At 65.0% G+C, this 16,915-nt stretch carries 18 protein-coding genes; 5 read left to right on the top strand and 13 right to left on the bottom strand.

The genetic code is table 11. From position 1 onward, the window contains the following. Positions 1 to 3 precede the first annotated feature (3 nt). The 6 genes from rdgB to clpS form a co-directional block, all read right to left on the bottom strand. Positions 4 to 687 carry an RdgB/HAM1 family non-canonical purine NTP pyrophosphatase gene (gene rdgB / locus AC3ENJ_RS00385; RefSeq protein ID WP_190780146.1) on the bottom strand — a complete coding sequence of 228 codons (684 nt, stop codon included), beginning with the start codon at positions 685 to 687 and terminating at the stop codon, positions 4 to 6. Further along, on the bottom strand, positions 677 to 1,495 hold the full coding sequence (gene rph / locus AC3ENJ_RS00380) for a ribonuclease PH (RefSeq protein ID WP_431812699.1): 819 nt from the start codon (positions 1,493 to 1,495) through the stop codon (positions 677 to 679). Before rph ends, rdgB begins: the two co-directional genes overlap by 11 nt. A gap of 9 nt (positions 1,496 to 1,504) precedes the next feature. Next, a complete protein-coding gene (locus AC3ENJ_RS00375) occupies positions 1,505 to 2,344 on the bottom strand; it encodes an MBL fold metallo-hydrolase (RefSeq protein ID WP_190780145.1) in 840 nt (279 codons plus the stop codon). Between the two features lie 28 nt (positions 2,345 to 2,372). Beyond that, positions 2,373 to 3,251 (bottom strand): glutamate racemase, encoded by an 879-nt coding sequence (gene murI, locus AC3ENJ_RS00370; protein WP_308495845.1) that lies wholly within the window; start codon positions 3,249 to 3,251, stop codon positions 2,373 to 2,375. A 241-nt stretch (positions 3,252 to 3,492) separates the two neighbouring features. Beyond that, complete coding sequence (locus tag AC3ENJ_RS00365; RefSeq protein ID WP_431812698.1) at positions 3,493 to 4,044, bottom strand: DUF2017 domain-containing protein; 552 nt, start codon at positions 4,042 to 4,044, stop codon at positions 3,493 to 3,495. Then, on the bottom strand, positions 4,044 to 4,346 hold the full coding sequence (gene clpS, locus AC3ENJ_RS00360) for an ATP-dependent Clp protease adapter ClpS (RefSeq protein WP_190780142.1): 303 nt from the start codon (positions 4,344 to 4,346) through the stop codon (positions 4,044 to 4,046). Before clpS ends, AC3ENJ_RS00365 begins: the two co-directional genes overlap by 1 nt. A 113-nt stretch (positions 4,347 to 4,459) precedes the next feature. Here clpS and AC3ENJ_RS00355 point away from each other — a divergent pair, with 113 nt between their 5' ends. Both AC3ENJ_RS00355 and AC3ENJ_RS00350 read left to right on the top strand, forming a co-directional pair. Beyond that, entirely contained in the window at positions 4,460 to 5,800 is a 1,341-nt protein-coding gene (locus AC3ENJ_RS00355; protein ID WP_431812697.1) for a nicotinate phosphoribosyltransferase, read from the top strand. A gap of 14 nt (positions 5,801 to 5,814) precedes the next feature. Beyond that, positions 5,815 to 6,447 carry an isochorismatase family protein gene (locus AC3ENJ_RS00350; RefSeq protein WP_190780141.1) on the top strand — a complete coding sequence of 211 codons (633 nt, stop codon included), beginning with the start codon at positions 5,815 to 5,817 and terminating at the stop codon, positions 6,445 to 6,447. A 35-nt stretch (positions 6,448 to 6,482) separates the two neighbouring features. Here AC3ENJ_RS00350 and AC3ENJ_RS00345 read toward each other — a convergent pair whose 3' ends face one another. From AC3ENJ_RS00345 to AC3ENJ_RS00325, 5 genes are all read right to left on the bottom strand, one after another. Beyond that, complete coding sequence (locus tag AC3ENJ_RS00345; protein WP_190780140.1) at positions 6,483 to 8,288, bottom strand: DEAD/DEAH box helicase; 1,806 nt, start codon at positions 8,286 to 8,288, stop codon at positions 6,483 to 6,485. A 148-nt stretch (positions 8,289 to 8,436) separates the two neighbouring features. Then, positions 8,437 to 8,781 (bottom strand): DUF3039 domain-containing protein, encoded by a 345-nt coding sequence (locus tag AC3ENJ_RS00340; protein WP_223840829.1) that lies wholly within the window; start codon positions 8,779 to 8,781, stop codon positions 8,437 to 8,439. A gap of 81 nt (positions 8,782 to 8,862) precedes the next feature. After that, positions 8,863 to 10,587 (bottom strand): hypothetical protein, encoded by a 1,725-nt coding sequence (locus AC3ENJ_RS00335; protein ID WP_431812696.1) that lies wholly within the window; start codon positions 10,585 to 10,587, stop codon positions 8,863 to 8,865. Further along, positions 10,569 to 11,417 carry an ABC transporter ATP-binding protein gene (locus AC3ENJ_RS00330; RefSeq protein WP_190780139.1) on the bottom strand — a complete coding sequence of 283 codons (849 nt, stop codon included), beginning with the start codon at positions 11,415 to 11,417 and terminating at the stop codon, positions 10,569 to 10,571. The genes AC3ENJ_RS00335 and AC3ENJ_RS00330 overlap by 19 nt, the downstream gene beginning before the upstream one ends. Positions 11,418 to 11,557: 140 nt before the next feature. Next, positions 11,558 to 12,532 carry a tetratricopeptide repeat protein gene (locus AC3ENJ_RS00325; RefSeq protein ID WP_190780138.1) on the bottom strand — a complete coding sequence of 325 codons (975 nt, stop codon included), beginning with the start codon at positions 12,530 to 12,532 and terminating at the stop codon, positions 11,558 to 11,560. 309 nt (positions 12,533 to 12,841) lie between these two features. On the opposite strand from AC3ENJ_RS00325, the gene AC3ENJ_RS00320 reads away from it, so the two are divergent. The 3 genes from AC3ENJ_RS00320 (at position 12,842) to AC3ENJ_RS00310 (ending at position 15,150) form a co-directional block, all read left to right on the top strand. Then, entirely contained in the window at positions 12,842 to 13,873 is a 1,032-nt protein-coding gene (locus tag AC3ENJ_RS00320) for an AI-2E family transporter (protein ID WP_498957804.1), read from the top strand. Positions 13,874 to 13,971: 98 nt separating this feature from the next. Then, positions 13,972 to 14,667, top strand: a complete 696-nt coding sequence (gene nucS, locus AC3ENJ_RS00315) for an endonuclease NucS (RefSeq protein WP_431812695.1) — start codon at positions 13,972 to 13,974, stop codon at positions 14,665 to 14,667. A 279-nt stretch (positions 14,668 to 14,946) separates the two neighbouring features. Further along, positions 14,947 to 15,150 (top strand): cold-shock protein, encoded by a 204-nt coding sequence (locus AC3ENJ_RS00310; protein WP_095797343.1) that lies wholly within the window; start codon positions 14,947 to 14,949, stop codon positions 15,148 to 15,150. 106 nt (positions 15,151 to 15,256) lie between these two features. On the opposite strand, the gene murA is transcribed toward AC3ENJ_RS00310, so the two are convergent. Continuing rightward, the gene (murA, locus tag AC3ENJ_RS00305; protein ID WP_190807097.1) at positions 15,257 to 16,540 is read right to left on the bottom strand and encodes a UDP-N-acetylglucosamine 1-carboxyvinyltransferase; all 1,284 of its coding nucleotides are present in this window, start codon (positions 16,538 to 16,540) and stop codon (positions 15,257 to 15,259) included. Positions 16,541 to 16,641: 101 nt separating this feature from the next. After that, positions 16,642 to 16,914, bottom strand: a complete 273-nt coding sequence (locus AC3ENJ_RS00300) for a F0F1 ATP synthase subunit epsilon (RefSeq protein ID WP_431812694.1) — start codon at positions 16,912 to 16,914, stop codon at positions 16,642 to 16,644. Position 16,915 lies beyond the last annotated feature (1 nt).

Genomic DNA, 16,915 nt, shown 5'->3' with positions numbered 1-16,915 from the left:
GACTCAGTCCCCCGAGGCCGGGCGCGGTGGATCAACCGCGCCCGAATCGTCCTGTTCTCCCAATGCCGCCACGAGATGCGGCAACACAGCCTTCATGGCCCGCGCACGGTGACTGACCCGGTTCTTCTCCTCCGGAGTCAACTGTGCGCAACTCAAACCGTCATAACCGTCCGGGGCGAAGATGGGGTCATACCCGAAACCGTGCTCACCCGCCGGTTCCCGCAGGATTCTCCCCGGCAGTTCTCCGAGCACCACATGTTCCGAGCCGAGGGGGGTCACCACGGCGGCGGCGCACACGAAGTGGGCACCTCGGTGGTCGTCGGGGACATCTCCCAGTTGCGCCAGGAGCAAATTCAGATTGGCGCTGTCATCGCCGTGACGACCGGACCAGCGGGCGGAGAAAATGCCCGGGGCTCCTCCCATGACGTCCACCGCGAGACCCGAGTCATCCGCGAGCGCGATCATTCCGGTTTCGCGGACCGCGGCGCGCGCCTTGAGCAGCGCGTTCTCCGCAAAGCTCACGCCGTCCTCAACGACGTCGCTGAGTCCCGCGGTGCGCGCGTCCACCACGGCTGCGGCGGCGTCGAGATGCGGCACGGCCGCGGCGACCATGGCCTGCAGTTCGCGGACCTTACCCGTGTTCTTGGTGGCCAGAACAATCCTGGCCGGTTCTGGGTCAGCGCTCACGACCCGCCTCCAGCGTTTCCTGCTGAATGGTCGTCAGCTGCGCGCAACCCGCGACCGCCAGGTCGAGCAGCACATCGAGCTCACCCCGGTTGAAGGGCGCACCCTCGGCGGTGCCCTGGACCTCCACGAAGTCTCCCGATCCCGTGACCACCACGTTCATGTCGGTCTCCGCACGGACGTCCTCCACGTACGGCAGGTCCAGCATGGGAACTCCGTCAATGATGCCCACCGATACCGCCGAGACGGTGTCCACCAGCGGTTTGGCGTTGGCCTTGATCACACCGTTCGCGTGCGCCCAGGAAATCGCCTCCGCCAGCGCCACATAGGCACCGGTGATTGCTGCCGTGCGCGTTCCACCGTCCGCCTGCAGGACATCGCAGTCGAGCACCACGGTGTTCTCACCGAGGGCCTTCAAATCAATGATGGAACGAAGCGCGCGGCCGATCAGGCGGGAGATTTCATGGGTGCGGCCACCAATTTTGCCCTTGACGGACTCGCGGGCCGACCGGGTGGATGTGGCGCGCGGCAGCATTGCGTACTCTGCGGTCACCCAGCCGCGGCCCTCGCCCTTGAGCCAGCGGGGAACTCCCTCGGTCAGGGACGCGGTGCACAACACTCGGGTGGCACCGAATTCAATGAGCGCGGAGCCCTCTGCCTGATCCGACCAACCGCGGGTGATCGTAATGGGGCGCAGTTCATCGACGGCGCGGCCATCGGCTCGCACAATATTCGCCTGCTCCGTAGCAGCGGTGGATCGCTCCCCGACCAACGTGGAATTATTTTGTGACGGATCGGTAGGCGAAGTCATGTCGCCAGCCTAGTCCGCCGTTACTGGCCTTGCCAACGCACCCGAAATGGTGACTTTTTCCGGAACCACCTTGTAGGTGTACCCCGGCTCCGCAATGCCCACGGGACCGTCGAACGCGGCGATGCCTTCGCGCCGTGTCCTGGTGGGCGAATTCCAGACCGGTAGGTGGGTCAACAGCAGCTGGTGCACGTTGGCCTGGGCCGCGGCCTGGCCGGCGCGGTAACCCGTCAAATGGATACCTCGCAAGTGGTCTTCGCGGCCCTCTTCGTAGGCGGCCTCGCACAGGAACAGGTCGGCGTCGCGAGCGGCATCCACCAGCCCGTCGCACGAATCGGTGTCCCCGGAATAGGTCATGACCGAAGGTCCCATCGGTCCGTCGAACGTGATCCGCAGGGCGTAGGACTCGGGGCACGGGTGTTCCACTTCGAACGGGGTCACGGTGAAGGGCCCCACGGTCACCGGCTGGCGTTCCCGCCACACGTTGAACACGAACTCGGTCTCCATGGTGTGGCCTTCGGGCATCGCGTGCGAGCGGTTGAGGTACTCGTGCAATCCGGACGGTCCGTACAGCGGAATGCGGCCGGCAGTCCATCCCCGCGGGTCCCACTTGACCGCCACGTGCAGACCGGCCAGATCCACGCAGTGATCCGGGTGGAGGTGAGAAATCATCACCGCGTCGATGTCTTCCAACGCGAGCTGCCGTTGCAGGACGCCCAGGGAACCATTTCCCATGTCCAGGATCACGCGCCAGGTGCGGCCCTGGTGATCCTCACCGGTCAGCAAGTAACACGACGCGGGAGAGTTGGGTCCGGGGAAGCTCCCGGTGTTCCCAATAACGGTCAACATCATGACTGCGGGTGCCTTTCGTGGTGCCGACTCAACGTTGAGCCGCGTGGATCATGGCCAGAGAACCCGTGGGGTACTGCTCGGCCACCGAGGACGTATGACGGACGCGCAGCACCTCGGGTCCGAGGAACCTGCGGGCAAGAACTTCAAAACTCTCGGGGTCACCCGTGGCCAGGAATTCGTGGTGCGGAGTGAGGGTGACGTCGCGTTCCAGGTTGTTGTCCATCAGCGCGCGGTACACATCGCGCGCCGTTTCCTCCGCCGAGGACACCAGGTTCACGCTGTCACCCATGACGTAGGAAATCACAGCGGTCAGGAGCGGGTAGTGGGTGCACCCCAGAACCAGTGTGTCCACACCCGCGTCCCTGAGTGGCTGCAGATATCCCTCAGCGGCGCGCAAGAGCTCCGGTCCGGTGGTCACTCCGCGTTCCACGTAATCGACGAATTCCGGACATGCCACGGAGGTGACCTGCAAATGCGGCGCCGCGGCAAAGGTGTCGTCATAAGCGCGGGAACCCACGGTGGCTTCCGTGCCGATGACCCCGATCTTCCCGTTGCGCGTGGTCGCGACCGCGCGCCGGACGGCCGGTTGGATCACCTCGACCACGGGAATGTTGTAGGCCCGGGTATAGCGCTCGCGCGCATCACGCAGCACGGCGGCGGACGCCGTGTTGCACGCGATCACCAAAAGTTTCACGCCGGAATCAACCAGATCATCCATGATGTCCATGGCCAGGGAGCGCACTTCCGCAATGGGCAGTGGACCGTAGGGACCGTGCGCGGTGTCCCCCACGTACAGGATTTCCTCGTGCGGTAACTGGTCGATGATGGAGCGAGCAACGGTCAGTCCACCCACGCCGGAGTCGAACACGCCAATGGGCGAGTTCGGATTGGGGCCTGAAGTGTTCACGTGCTCATCCTGCATATCGAAAGACAGTAATGCTCCGCGCCGATTTTCCCTATCCGAGCCACCGATGAGCGGACACAATACAAGTAACAGTTGGCACTCGGAGGCGAGGCACAACCGCGAAAGACTGGAAAATTCAGCACAAAATACGCCTCCCACGTACCGAACGCTTCGGCACCCGGCGTCGAGGGCGTGCAACATATGCGAGGTATCTCACAGTCCCCCGGTGCCGTGCTCGGCGCGGTCAGAGCGTCTTGAGCAACGCATTCATCAGTGACTCCTGCAGCCAGGACACAAAGTTGTACACGACCGCCATGTAGTCGTGGATGTCCTCCACGGCCGCGAAATCGACCTGCTCACCGACCCGTTCGGCGTCCTCGGACGTGGTGATGTCCAGCCGGGTTGCCAGCACCAGCCGGATGTCGTTGAGCGATCGCGCGAAATCCTGCGCTTGTTCCACGGTCAGGGTGACGGGGTCGGATTCCAGGGCGAACGACGACGCCTTCAGCGCCCCAATCTTCGCCTCGCGCAGTGACCTGTCGGTCAGCCGACGGAACTCTTCTGCTCGCTCGGGGTCCGTGGACGCCCCCGGGAGCAGCCGTTTCAACGCCGGATCGGTGGGCTCACTCGCGTCCTGGTCGATACCGACCATGGCGGCCAGGGGATCCTCGTCCGGACGGACCTGGGGCTCGAGGGTCTCGGCGACGTCGGAGAAAAGTTTTTGGAGTAACTGCACTTCGGGTGCTTCGAAGCGCCCGACGATTCCCTTGCGGGTCTTCTTGAATCCGTGTGCCATTAGCTGTGGTCCGCCCGTTCGTACGTGGCCCAAAGTCCGTATCCGTGCAGGGCACTCACGTGGGTCTCTGCTTCCTCGAGGGTCCCAGACGCCACGATGGAGCGCCCCTTGTGGTGCACCTCGAGCATCAGTGTCCGAGCCTTGGCATCCGAATAGCCGAAGTAGGAGCGAAATACGTACACCACGTAACTCATGAGGTTGACGGGATCGTCCCACACCACCACATTCCACGGCACGTTGAGCATGGTGCGGGTTTCGGGGTTCCGGGTCAGAACAGGGGTCTCGGCGGGAGCCGCGCTCATGAGAACGGGCGCGTTTCGGGCGCGCGTGGATAAAGAAGTGCACATCATGGTGTGCCCATCGTATCCGCCGCGCACGGATGTGCGCAGTGATCCGATCCCATTAGGCTGGAGGCGTGAATGAGCGCAGCTATCCATGGGAACCCCGTCCGACCTCCCTCATGACGGACCACTACGAGCTCACCATGCTCCAGGCCTCGTTGCGGGCGGGAACGGCTTCGCGGCGCAGCGTGTTCGAGGTGTTCACCCGCCGGCTGCCCCATGGTCGCCGCTACGGTGTGTTCGCCGGGGTGGGTCGTGTGCTGGAGGGTCTGGAGACGTTCCACTTCTCGGAGCCCCAGTTGCGGTTCTTGCGGGACACGAAGGTAGTGGATCGGACGACGATCGACTACCTCGAGAATTTCAGGTTCACCGGACACATCCGCGGCTACGCCGAGGGCGAGGTGTATTTTCCCCACTCGCCCCTGCTGACCGTGGAATCTTCTTTCGCCGAGGCCTGCGTCCTGGAGACCTACGTCCTCTCGGTGCTCAATTACGACTCCGCCGTGGCGTCCGCTGCATCCCGCATGGTGGGTGCCGCCGGTGATCGTCCGTGCATAGAGATGGGGTCCCGCCGCGCCCACGAGGAGGCGGCCGTTGCGGCCGCACGTGCGGCTGTGATCGCCGGATTCGCCTCGACGTCCAATATGGAAGCCGGCTACCGCTACGGCGTGAAGACGGTGGGCACCGCCGCCCACTCGTTCACGTTGTTGCACGACTCGGAGGAGGAAGCCTTCCGGGCGCAGATCGCTGCACTGGGGATCTCCACTACGCTGCTGGTGGACACCTATGACGTGGAAAACGCCGTCAGGCTGGCCGTGGACATTGCCGGTCCGGATCTGGGCGGAGTCCGGTTGGATTCGGGCGACCTGGTCACCCAGGCGGCACAGGTGCGCTCCTTGTTGGACAAGGTGGGTAACGCCAACACCACGATCACCGTGACCAGTGACCTGGACGAGTACGCCATTGCCGCCCTGCGCGCGGCCCCGGTGGACTCCTACGGCGTGGGCACCCGCTTGGTCACCGGTTCCGGTGCGCCCACGTCATCAATGGTGTACAAACTTGTGGCACGTGAAGGCGCCTCCGGCGTCATGGAGCCCGTGGCCAAGGCCTCGTCCGGCAAAGCATCCGTGGGTGGCGAAAAATTCGCGCTGCGCCGTCGTGACGACCAGGGCGTGGCCACCCAGGAAATCGTTGGTGTCTCCCACGAACCGACCGACGACGGAGACGACCGTGAGCTGCTGGTCGAGTACGTGACCGGCGGTGAACTACGCGACGGATACGTGGGCGCGCCGGCCGTGGGTCGCGCCCGCGAACGCCACGCCCTGTCCGTGGCGGAGCTGCCCCGCGCGGCCCGCCGCCTGTCCGAGGGCGAACCCGTGATCCCCACCATCATCGAACCCGGAACCGCTCACTGATCAAGGAGGCACCCGTGCGTACAGCCCTCATCATTGTTGACGTACAAAACGATTTCTGCGAAGGCGGCAGCCTGGCCGTGACCGGAGGCGCTGCGGTGGCCGGGCAGATCTCCGAGTACTTGGAGGACCGCCACACCAATTACCAGGTGGTCGCCGCGACCCAGGACTGGCACATCGATCCAGGCTCGCATTTCAGCGACGAACCGGACTTCGTGTCGAGCTGGCCGGTGCACTGCGTGGCCGAGACGCACGGTGCGCAGACCCACCCGAATTTCGATACCGACCACGTCACGGAATTTTTCCGCAAGGGCGCCTACGACGCCGCCTACTCCGGTTTCGAGGGTCTGGCCGCCCCGGACGTGGACGTCCCCATGGGCGAGGACCCCGAGGACGCGGAGGAGGAACACGTCAGCTTGGACGACTGGCTCCAAGGGCACGAGATCGAGGCCGTGGACGTCGTGGGGCTCGCGCTGGATTACTGCGTTCTGGCCACCGCCAAGGACGCCATGGACGCCGGTTACGAGACCCGGGTCCTGCTACCCCTCACCGCCCCGGTGGCCAAGGAGTCCGGCGAGCGCGCCACCGTGGAGCTCGCGGATGCCGGTGTGGCCGTGGTCGAGGATCTCGATCGACCCATGCTCGACTGACCGTCGGGCGGCTGACCGGCCGAGCCGCCGGCCCGCTATTTCCGTCCGATGAACCAGCGTTGCAGCAGGCTCAGCCGCGCGGTGATCTGGTCCTCGCTGGCCTGTGCGACCGCCGGGCCACCGCATTTCTCACGCAGCTGATTGTGAATGATGCCGTGCGGGGTGCCCGTCCGCGCGGACCACGCGGACACGTTCTTGGACAGTTGCGAGCGCAGTTCTTTCAGTCGTCGGTGATCGGGCACCGCGGGTGCGGCCGGTTTTGACGGTGCGTCGTCCGAGCGGCGCCGGGCGTGGCGGGTTTGTCGTTCCCGCAGCAGTGTGGACACTTGTTCGGCGTCCAGCAATCCGGGGATGCCCAGGAAGTCCGCCTCTTCCTCGGAACCCACGGCCACGCCGCCACCGAATGCGCCGCCGTCGAAGAGCACGCCGTGGAAGGAGGCATCGGAGTCCAGGGCTTCGAAGTTGCCCTGCGCCAGCGAACCCGAGGCTTTCTCTTCGCGATTGGCCTCCTCGAGCAGGTCATCGTCCCAGCCGCTCTCCATCGGTTGATCGAAATCCACCACACCGGGCATGTTCTTGGGCTTGTCGAGCGCGTGATCGCGTTCCTCCTCCATGGAGTTGGCGAGCCCCATGAGTGCGGGCACCGAGGGCAAAAACACCGACGCCGTCTCACCGCGCTTGCGCGCACGTACAAAACGACCTACCGCCTGCGCGAAGAACAACGGCGTGGACGTGGACGTGGCATACACGCCCACGGCAAGTCGAGGAACGTCCACGCCCTCGGACACCATGCGCACCGCCACCATCCACCGTTCCTCGGATTCGGAGAACTCGTCGATCTTGTTCGACGCCGCCTTGTCGTCGGAGAGCACCACCGTGGGGCGACGTCCGGTGATGAGAGTCAGTTGTTCGGCGTATGCCTTGGCATCCTGGTGATCGGTGGCGATGACCAGACCGCCGGCGTCGGGCACGGTGCGGCGGACCTGGGTCAGGCGCTGATCCGCGGCCTGCAGAACGGACGGGATCCAGTGGCCGTTGGGATCCAGCGCGGTGCGCCAGGCCTGGGAGGTGATGTCCTTGGTGAAGCCCTCCCCCAGCTGGGCGGCCATTTCTTCACCGGCTGAGGTGCGCCACCGCATCTGGCCGGAGTACGCCATGAAAATCACAGGACGCACCACGTGGTCCTTGAGAGCGTCACCGTAACCGTAGGTGTAGTCGGCGGTGGAGCGCCGGATTCCGTCCCGGTCCTCCTGATACGTCACGAATGGAATCGGTGACGTGTCCGAACGGAACGGGGTACCGGTGAGTGCGAGACGGCGGGCCGCGGGTTCGAACGCCTCGCGCAGGCCGTCGCCCCAGGACAGTGCGTCTCCGGCGTGGTGGATTTCGTCCATGATCACCAGGGAGCGCCCGGCTTCGGTCCGTGCCCGGTGCAACAACGGCTTGTTGGCCACTTGGGCGTAGGTCACCGCGGCACCCATGTAGGACGAGCCGTGGCTTCCGTCCGCGTTCTTGAAATTGGGGTCCAGGGCGAGTCCCACGCGTGCGGCGGCGTCTGCCCACTGGCGCTTGAGATGCTCGGTGGGGGTGACCACGGTGATGCGCTGGATCTTCCCGGAATCGTGGAGTTTCTTGGCCACGGTCAACGCGAAGGTTGTTTTACCGGCGCCCGGTGTCGCCACCGCCATGAAATCTCGGGGCTGGGCTTCCTCGTAGCGCCGGATGGCCTCCGCCTGCCAGGCACGCAGCCTGGGTGCCGTGCCCCACGCCGCGCGATCCGGGTATGCCGGCGGCAGGTCTGCCGCCGCTCCGAACAGGTCTAACTGATCGCCTTCAGACACGTAGTGCTCGTCCTCTCCGCGCACGTGCCGCACGGGCCGCCTCGACGTACGACGGCGTGCGGGCCCGCACAGCACAAGGCGCCCGCGAGCACGGGCGCCGCCTGTCACGCGGCCGATGGGCCGACGTGACGAATTCTGTGATGGATGCTTAGTTGTTGTCCGAATCGTCCTTGCCCGGACGGAGTCCCTGATAGATCTCCTTGCACGCGGGGCAGACGGGGAACTTCTGGGGATCGCGGCCGGGAAGCCACACTTTGCCGCACAGGGCGATCACCGGTTCACCGGACAGCGCAGATTCCATGATCTTTTCTTTGCGCACGTAGTGGGAGAACCGTTCGTGGTCACCGGGTTCCTGCAGCTGACGCGTTTCCTCGCGCTCAATGGTGGAGGTGGATCCCACGGTGTCCGCCTTGCGGCCGAACAGAGCGTTGAGCACCGTCTGACGGTGCTCAACAGTTCTACCAGTGCTCATCAATGCTGCGGTGTTCTCCATGCCCGACAGTCTACCCCCGGGCCCGGACACGACTCAGCGCCCGGGCTCTGAAAGAACTCTGGACGCTGAGTCGTGAGTCGCTCAACGGTACTGCGCAACCTCCTGCAACAACTCAGGAGCGCGGCGGTCCAGCCATGTCCCGCCGAGCACGATGCCCAACCAGAAGACACCCAGACCTTCCACGATGCCCACCGCCAGGGCCAGCCAGCCCCACAGTGCCTGCCCGGAGACCACCTGAACGATGAGCAGGATCATCGGCGGCAACGCCATGAGGGCCACCGCACCCAGAATCACGAACTGGATGATCACGTTCAGCACCGTGTATCCCTGGGGTGTTTTCATCGGGGACGCGCCCGGTGGCGGCACGGGGTACGTGTACCGGGCGGACATCACGGACACCACACCGGTACCGGCCAACAACAGTGCCGCGCAGATCCCGACCATGCCGGGCAGATAGCCCCACCCACCGGTGCGGACCATGGTCACCGCCAACATCAGAATCACGGCGGGCACTCCGATGCACAACATGGCCAGGGCTCGACCCAGGCGGTCGTGACTTCCCTTGACCGGTGCCAGGATGTGCAGCGTGAAGGCCGTGTTGTCGTAACCCACATCCGCGGAGATCGCGTACGCCATGAGCAGCGCCACGAGTCCCGGGAGGATCCAGATCACGCCCGTTCCATCCTGGCTGATGAACCAGAATGCGGCCGCCATGGCCGGCAGAATCAGCAACGTGGCCGAATACCGGGGGTCCTTGACCCAATACGTGAGACAACGCGCCATCACGGCCCCCCAGCCCGTGGCGGGCAATCGGGCGAACAACCCCACCCCGGACACGGACTTGGCACCGGAGCGAGCGGCGTCGCCGGTGGCGTCGGCCAGGGCCCGGTGCAACGCGGCCCGCCACACCAGCACTACTACGACGAGCGTGGCCGCAGCGATCGCCAGACGCCCGAGCGCCGCACCCCACTGGCTCTGAGCGGCGTCGGCGGGAATGGCCCAGGCGGCGCCCAAGGGCGACCAGGCGAGATAACCGGCCCAGGTCGGCAACTGTTCCCACACCTGTTCGACACCGCGACCGATCAGGGCGAACAACGGGCCGAGCAGGACCACGAGACCCAACAACACGATCGAGATGATTTCGCCGGCGCGGCGCTGCTTGTTGAAATTCGCGGACAGCGCCGTGACCGCCCGTGAACCGACAAAAGCCAGGAGCAGTCCCAGCAGGGCGCACGGGATGGCGAGCAGCAACGCAATGCCCGACGCGCGCCACGTGGAGATCCACGCCGCCGTGATCAGGAGGGTCGCGATGCCCGGGATACCGATGACGGCACCCAGGATCTGGCCGATTTGAATCCCGGGAATCCGTAAGGGAAACAAGGCCAATCGGGACGGATCCAGACTGGAATCCGCCTTGGAACTCACGACCGGCACGATCCACCAGCCCAGCAGCAGGAGCGTGCCGAAGAACACGGCCGCGGTACGGACGATCTCGAGTGATTCGCTGCCCACCATGAACAGAGCGAATCCGAAGGAACCCACGACGAACAACATGTACAGGGCACCCAGAATGGTTCCCACCAAGATCCAGGTGCTGCGTGTCAGGGTGTTGATCAACAGGTGCCACTTCAGGGCTGCCATGCGCAGACCCTCGGACAGCGGCCCCACGGCACGCGCATGCGTGGCGGGACCCGCGGGTCCGGTGGGTCGCAGCGATTCGGGCGCCACGTGCACCGCGCCCTGCTCAGAGGTGGCGGCGCCGGGGGCCGCGTTGGGCTCGGTTGCATTCACTCGGGTCGAAGCCACGACAAACCCTCCCCCGCGTCCGTGCGGCCACCCACGAGATTCACGAAACGATCCTCGAGGGACATCTCACCGCGTACCTGATCCACCGTGCCCTGCGCCAGGACCCGACCGTTGTCCATGACCGCCACGTGGTCGCACATGCGTTGGACCAGGTCCATCACGTGGCTCGAGACCACCACCGTGCCGCCCGCCCGCGTGTACTGATGCAGAATGGCCCGGATGTTGGCGGCGGAGACGGGATCCACTGATTCGAACGGCTCGTCGAGCACCAGCAGCGCCGGAGCATGGATCATGGCCGCGGCCAGGGCGATCTTCTTGGTCATACCCGCGGAGTAGTCCTGGACCTGCTTGCCGGCGGCTTCCTGGAGGTCCATGGCTCGAATGAGGTCCTCAGTGCGATCCTTGACCAGCTCACGGTCCATGCCGCGCAGCAAACCCGAATACGTGACCAGCTGCCGGCCGGTCAGCCGGTCGAACAAGTGGGTTCCGTCCGGCAGCACACCCATGCGCTGTTTGGCGGTCACCGAATCGGCCCAGACGTCCACCGGCCGGTCCCGGCTACCACCGCCCACCCAGACCGTGCCCGCGGTGGGTCGCAAGAGGCCGGTGGCCATGGACAATGTGGTGGTCTTACCCGCGCCGTTACGCCCCACCAGCCCGTAGAACGACCCCCGGGGCACCGCGAGGTTGACATGATCCGCGGCCGGGCGAGCCCCCGGCCCGGGGTGGCCGTAGACCTTGGTCAGGTCCCGGATCAGCAGTGCTGGGTTCGGCTCTTGCGGTTGCGGAGGCTGCTCCGCGGGCCTGGAACTGTGTGCCTGGATGCTCATGCCCCCAGCCTATGAACGGGGCGTGTGACACACATCCCCCGCCGGTGTGATTTCGGGAGCGGACATGTCATCCCCTGGCGTGAGCGAGGCTCACCGCCGCGCCAAGGATGACGGCACACGACTGGGACCCGCGCCGTGGCCTAGAACAACGCCCGCATCAACTGGCCGCGAGCAGTGGTGACACGGGGATCCTCGGAGCCCACCACGTCGAACAGTTCCACCAAGCGCTCGCGCACGGTGTCCTTGTCATCGCCGAACGTGGTCCGAACAAGCTGCAGCAATCGCCGGAACGCGTCCTCAACGTGACCTCCGGACACATCCAGATCGGCCACGTCCAGCGCGGCCCGGACGTCCTGGGGATCATCCGCGGCAGCGTGACGCACTGCGTTCGCGTCCATGGCACTCACGCGTTGCAGCAGGTGCACCTGGGCGAGCGCGAGCTTGGCGTCCTTATCGCCGGGGTTCTCGGCGAGCGCCTTGTTGTAACTGGCCTCTGCTCCGTCAAGGTCACCCGCTTCGAGCTTGTCGAGCGCGTCCTGGTGCAGCGGGGGCAGTTGTTTGGGTGCCGCTTGCGCGGTGGGTTCGGCCGTGCCGGTCACACCGTTCTGAGCGGCCACCGTGAGCAGTTCGTCCAGGAGCTGACGCATCTGGTCCGCGGGCACGGTCGAATTCACGAGTGGCACGGCCTGACCGCCCACCATGGCCACGACGGTGGGAACCGTCTGGGCCTGGAAAACCTGGGCGATCTGCTGTTCTTTGGACGCGTCCACGGTCCCCAACAGGAGCTTGCCCTGGTAGCTGTCCACCAGTTGCGCGAGGGTCTCCACGAAGGTCTCGGACTCGGGGCTCTGCGGCGCATACAGGGCAACCACCACCGGGACGGTGGCCGAGCGTTCCGCGTACTTCTGGAAGTCCTGGACCGTAATGTTCACGCGGTAGCTCGCGCCGTGCTCCGCGCCCGCCGACGGCGCCGCTGCCCCGGATGTCCCCGCCGCCGATGAAGGCATGGCTCCGAGATCTACTGCTCCGCGCACCGACGCCGGCACCGCGTGCTCGGGTGCACCGGTGTTCGGCTGCTGCCGCTGCTGGTCGTTGTGCTGGGGAAATTCACTCATGCTCGGTCTCCTTTTCGCCGCATCCTGGTGCCTCCGGGCGCCAGATCGCGCTCGCGAGCGGCGCCGGATGCAATGCATTGTGCTCTGCGACCATTATCGCCATGTGCGCCACGCCCACTTCAACGCGCTCGTGCGTTGTACGCTTCCGGCGTGACCACATCACCCCCGCCGCCGGAGAAGTCTGCACCGAGATTCCGCCCGTCGCGCCATCGCTTTGATGTGCCCCCTGAGCCCGCAACAAGTCCCGGGGCTGGCCCCCCACCCCGTCGGGCACCGTGGGACAAGGGGATGTTCGCCGGTGGCCATCCGGTGCAAACGGGATTCTTCCTGACCGTCGGTGTCGGTATTGCCCTGCTCGGTTTTTACGTTTTGACCAACGTGGGCAGTTTGGCCGGCTGGGTGGTCACCGCCGCGTTCATTGCCCTGGGGTTGGACCCCATTGTCCGGTGGCTCGAAGCGCGCGGGCTTCCGAGGCCCCTGGCCGTGGCCGCGGTGATTCTGGCCCTGGCCCTGGCGGTCACGGCCTTCATTGTGCTGGTCGTTCCGCGCATCGTGAGTCAGGCCCAGCAGTTCATGGGGACCATCCCCGCACTCGTCAACGAATTCATGGGCTCCTCGTTCTTCCTGGCCCTGGACGACCGATTCGAGATCGCGGCCACCTTCGAACGAACCGTGGGATCGTGGCAAACCCAATTGTCCACGAACCAAGATCTGCTGGGTGGCATGTTCGGTTCCGTGGTGAGCGTGGGCGGAGTGGTGATCAATGCGGTCACGGGCACCATCATCGTCATGGCACTCACGTTGTACTTCTTGTTCTCCCTTCCCATGGCCAAAGCCTGGGGATACCGCTTGGCTCCTGCCAGCCGACGCGCCGGGGTGCAGAAGTTGGGAGATCAAATGGTCAACGGGGTGGGTAATTACGTGGTCGGCCAGGCCTGCGTCGCGCTCATCAACGCGTCCGTGGCGTTTGTCCTGATGAACGTCACCGGTGTTCCGTACGCAACCCTGCTCGTCCTGTTCGTGGCCGTGCTCGCGTTCATCCCCCTGGTCGGCGGAGTTCTTGCGGGCATCCTCATGACGTTGTTCGCAATTCTCGGTGGCTGGGACTCGGTCGTGCCCTTCGCCGTGTGTTATTTCGCGTATCTACAGGTCGAGGCGTATTTCGTATCGCCCCGCATCATGAAACGCGCCGTGGCCGTGCCCGGCGCGGTCGCCGTGATCGCCGTGGCGGCGGGAGGCGCGCTGTGGGGAATCCTCGGCGCAGTGATCGCCATCCCCACGGCCGCCGCCGGCCTCCTCCTGGTGCGAGAGGTCTTTGTGCCTCGCCAGGATGCTCGCTGACACCCCGGCGACGGCGCCCGGCCCGGTGCGCGGGGTGCCGCACCCGTGCGTTGCCAGCCGGATGCGCGCCGTCGGCGGCGGGGCGATAGGCTTGCCCGGTGCGATTGGTGATAGCTGACTGTTCCGTGCGTTACGAAGGCCGCCTCAATGCCTTCCTGCCCCTGGCCCGACGCCTGCTCATGCTCAAGGCGGACGGGTCCGTGTTGGTGCATTCGGACGGCGGGTCATACAAACCCCTGAACTGGATGAGCCCTCCGGCCACACTGCACGTGGCTGAGCCGAGCCCCGAGCAAAGCGACCAGGGCGTGCGGGAGGCCTGGGTGGTTCAGGCCGCCAAGTCCGATGACCGCTTGTTGATAGACATCTACGAGGTCCATCACGACATCGGCCACGACCTGGGCGTGGACCCGGGACTCGTCAAGGACGGTGTGGAAGCTGACCTGCAGCGCCTGCTGGCCGAGCAAATCACCATCCTCGGCAACGACTTCTCCCTGGTACGCCGGGAGTACCCCACGGCCATCGGTCCGGTGGACATCCTGGCCCGCGACGGATCCGGCGCCAGCGTGGCGGTGGAATTGAAGCGCCGCGGCGATATCGACGGCGTGGAGCAGCTGACCCGCTATCTCGAACTCCTCAACCGCGATCCCCTGTTGCGGCCCGTTCGAGGCGTTTTTGCGGCCCAGCAGATCAAACCACAAGCCCGAACCCTGGCCCACGACAGGGGCATTCAATGCGTGACCCTGGACTATGACGAAATGCGGGGCAATGTCGACACCCAGTCACGGCTGTTCTAGGAGCGTTGCGCGCCCCCTGAGACGAACATCACGTGAACGCAATGCGTCTTTGCCATCAGCAGGCTGATAGCTGTTGACCTTGATCCGGCAATGTGTGAAGCTGGTACCGTTCTTCGCTTCATGTTTTACATGCTCGCAGGAATGGTAGCGAGCGTGAAGTCCTGACTGGCGCTGTGGCGCAACATCTAGTGAGCCGCATCCACAGCCTTCTCGCGGTACCTGTTCAGGTGTACAAAAACAAGTACACGCATTTATTTACTCCAGAAGGAGCGCCCCATTATGGCTCAGGGCACCGTTAAGTGGTTCAACGCAGAAAAGGGCTTCGGCTTCATTACCCCGGACGACGCTGAGGGTGACGTTTTCGTTCACTACAGCGAAATTCAGACCGGTGGATTCCGCACTCTCGAAGAGAACCAGCGCGTCGAGTTCGAAATCGGTCAGGGCCAGAAGGGCCCCCAGGCAACCGGCGTGACTGTCATCTAATAGTTTCACTCCACGCAAAACCCCGCAGCCAGGTGGCTGCGGGGTTTTGTGTGTCTCGTGACGGCCATGGAGCCGGGGCGATCCCCGGTGGACGTCCTCGCACGGCTCAGAACAGACCGCCGACAATACGTCGTTCAACGCCGGCGCCGGCATTGGCGAGCCGCTCCACGAAATGCTCATAGCCGCGGTCGATGTGCTCCACCCCGGACACCTCGGTCACACCGGTGGCAGCCATACCCACGATGGCAAGGGCCGCGCCCGCGCGAATGTCCTTGGCCTCGACCGGAGCCCCGGACAACTGGTGCGCCGGAAGCCCGTCCACGCGTGCGTGGTGACCATCCAGTCGAACGCGGGCACCCAGCCGCTCCAGTTCCGCAGTGAACCCCCAGCGGGCTTCGAACACGTTCTCCGTGACCATCCCCGACCCTTCCGCCACGGCGTTCAACGCCACCACGAACGGTTGCAGATCCGTGGGGAAACCGGGGTAGGGCAACGTCGAGACATTGATCGCGTGAGGTCGCTGCGGGCCTTGCACAATGAACCGGCCCCGTGAGGTGTCGATCGTGCAACCGGCGGCGCGAAGTTTTTCCAGGACCATGGTCAGGTGCGCGGGTTCCGCCCCCTGAATCTCCACGCGGCCACCCGTGACAGCGGCGGCGAAAGCCCACGTGCCGGCCACGATCCGATCGGGAACGGTGCGATGGGTCACCGGGTGCAGCTCACGAGCGCCCTCAACGGTGATCGTGCTGGTGCCCAGTCCTTCGATGTGGGCCCCCATGGCCTGCATCATCCGGCCGATGTCCACGATTTCGGGTTCTCGGGCGGCGTTCTCCAACACCGTGGTCCCGTCGGCCAGTGCGGCGGCCATCATGAGGTTCTCAGTGGCACCCACGGACGGGTAGTCCAAGTAATAGCTGGTGCCCTGTAACGTGCCCGCCACGGAGGCCCTCAGGAATCCCTTTTCAATACTCAGCTCGGCACCCATGGCTTCAAGACCCGCACGGTGCATGTCCAGTCCCCGGGAACCAATCGCATCGCCACCCGGCAGGGCAACCTCCGCCCGGCGACAGCGGGCGACCAGCGGGCCCAACACGGAGATGGACGCGCGCATGGCCCGCACCAGATCGTAGTCAGCCTGGTGCCCGAGCACCTCGGGCACATCGATGTCCACGGTCTGCTGCGCGGGGTCGTAGCGCACCGTACACCCCAGTCGGCGCAAAAGCTCCGCCATGATGGTGACGTCCTGGATCTCAGGGACGTTGGTGATGGTCGACTCCCCCGCCGCCAGCAAAGCGGCCGCCATCAACTTGAGCACACTGTTCTTGGCCCCCGACACGGGAAGCACCCCGGACACCTTGGTGGGTCCGTGAACTTCGATCTTTTCTTCCATGGGTCCTCCAGATCAGGTGGCTTCTCCGCACCCGCAGACTGCACGGGCCCCCGTACCGAACGGTACGGGGGCCACGATGCGCGATTCTACCTGCGAACTACTTATTCGGACTGTCCGTCGAAATCCACCTCGTCGGCAACAACCGTCACGCGGTTGTTGTCGACCGAGATGAATCCCGAATCGATGTGACCGTTCAAACGACCGCCGTTCACACGCTCGACGGCGAACTCGCCCGGCTTGAGCAGTCCTGCAACCGACTCGTGTCCGGGGAGGATGCCAATGTCACCCTCGGTGGTACGAACACGGACCATTTTGGCGGCACCGGCCCAGATCTTACGGTCCAGGGCAACCACCTCGACAATGAGCTCCGCCATG

It is taken from the genome of Kocuria sp. cx-455 (assembly GCF_057707085.1).
This window is presented reverse-complemented; position numbering and strand designations above follow the sequence as displayed.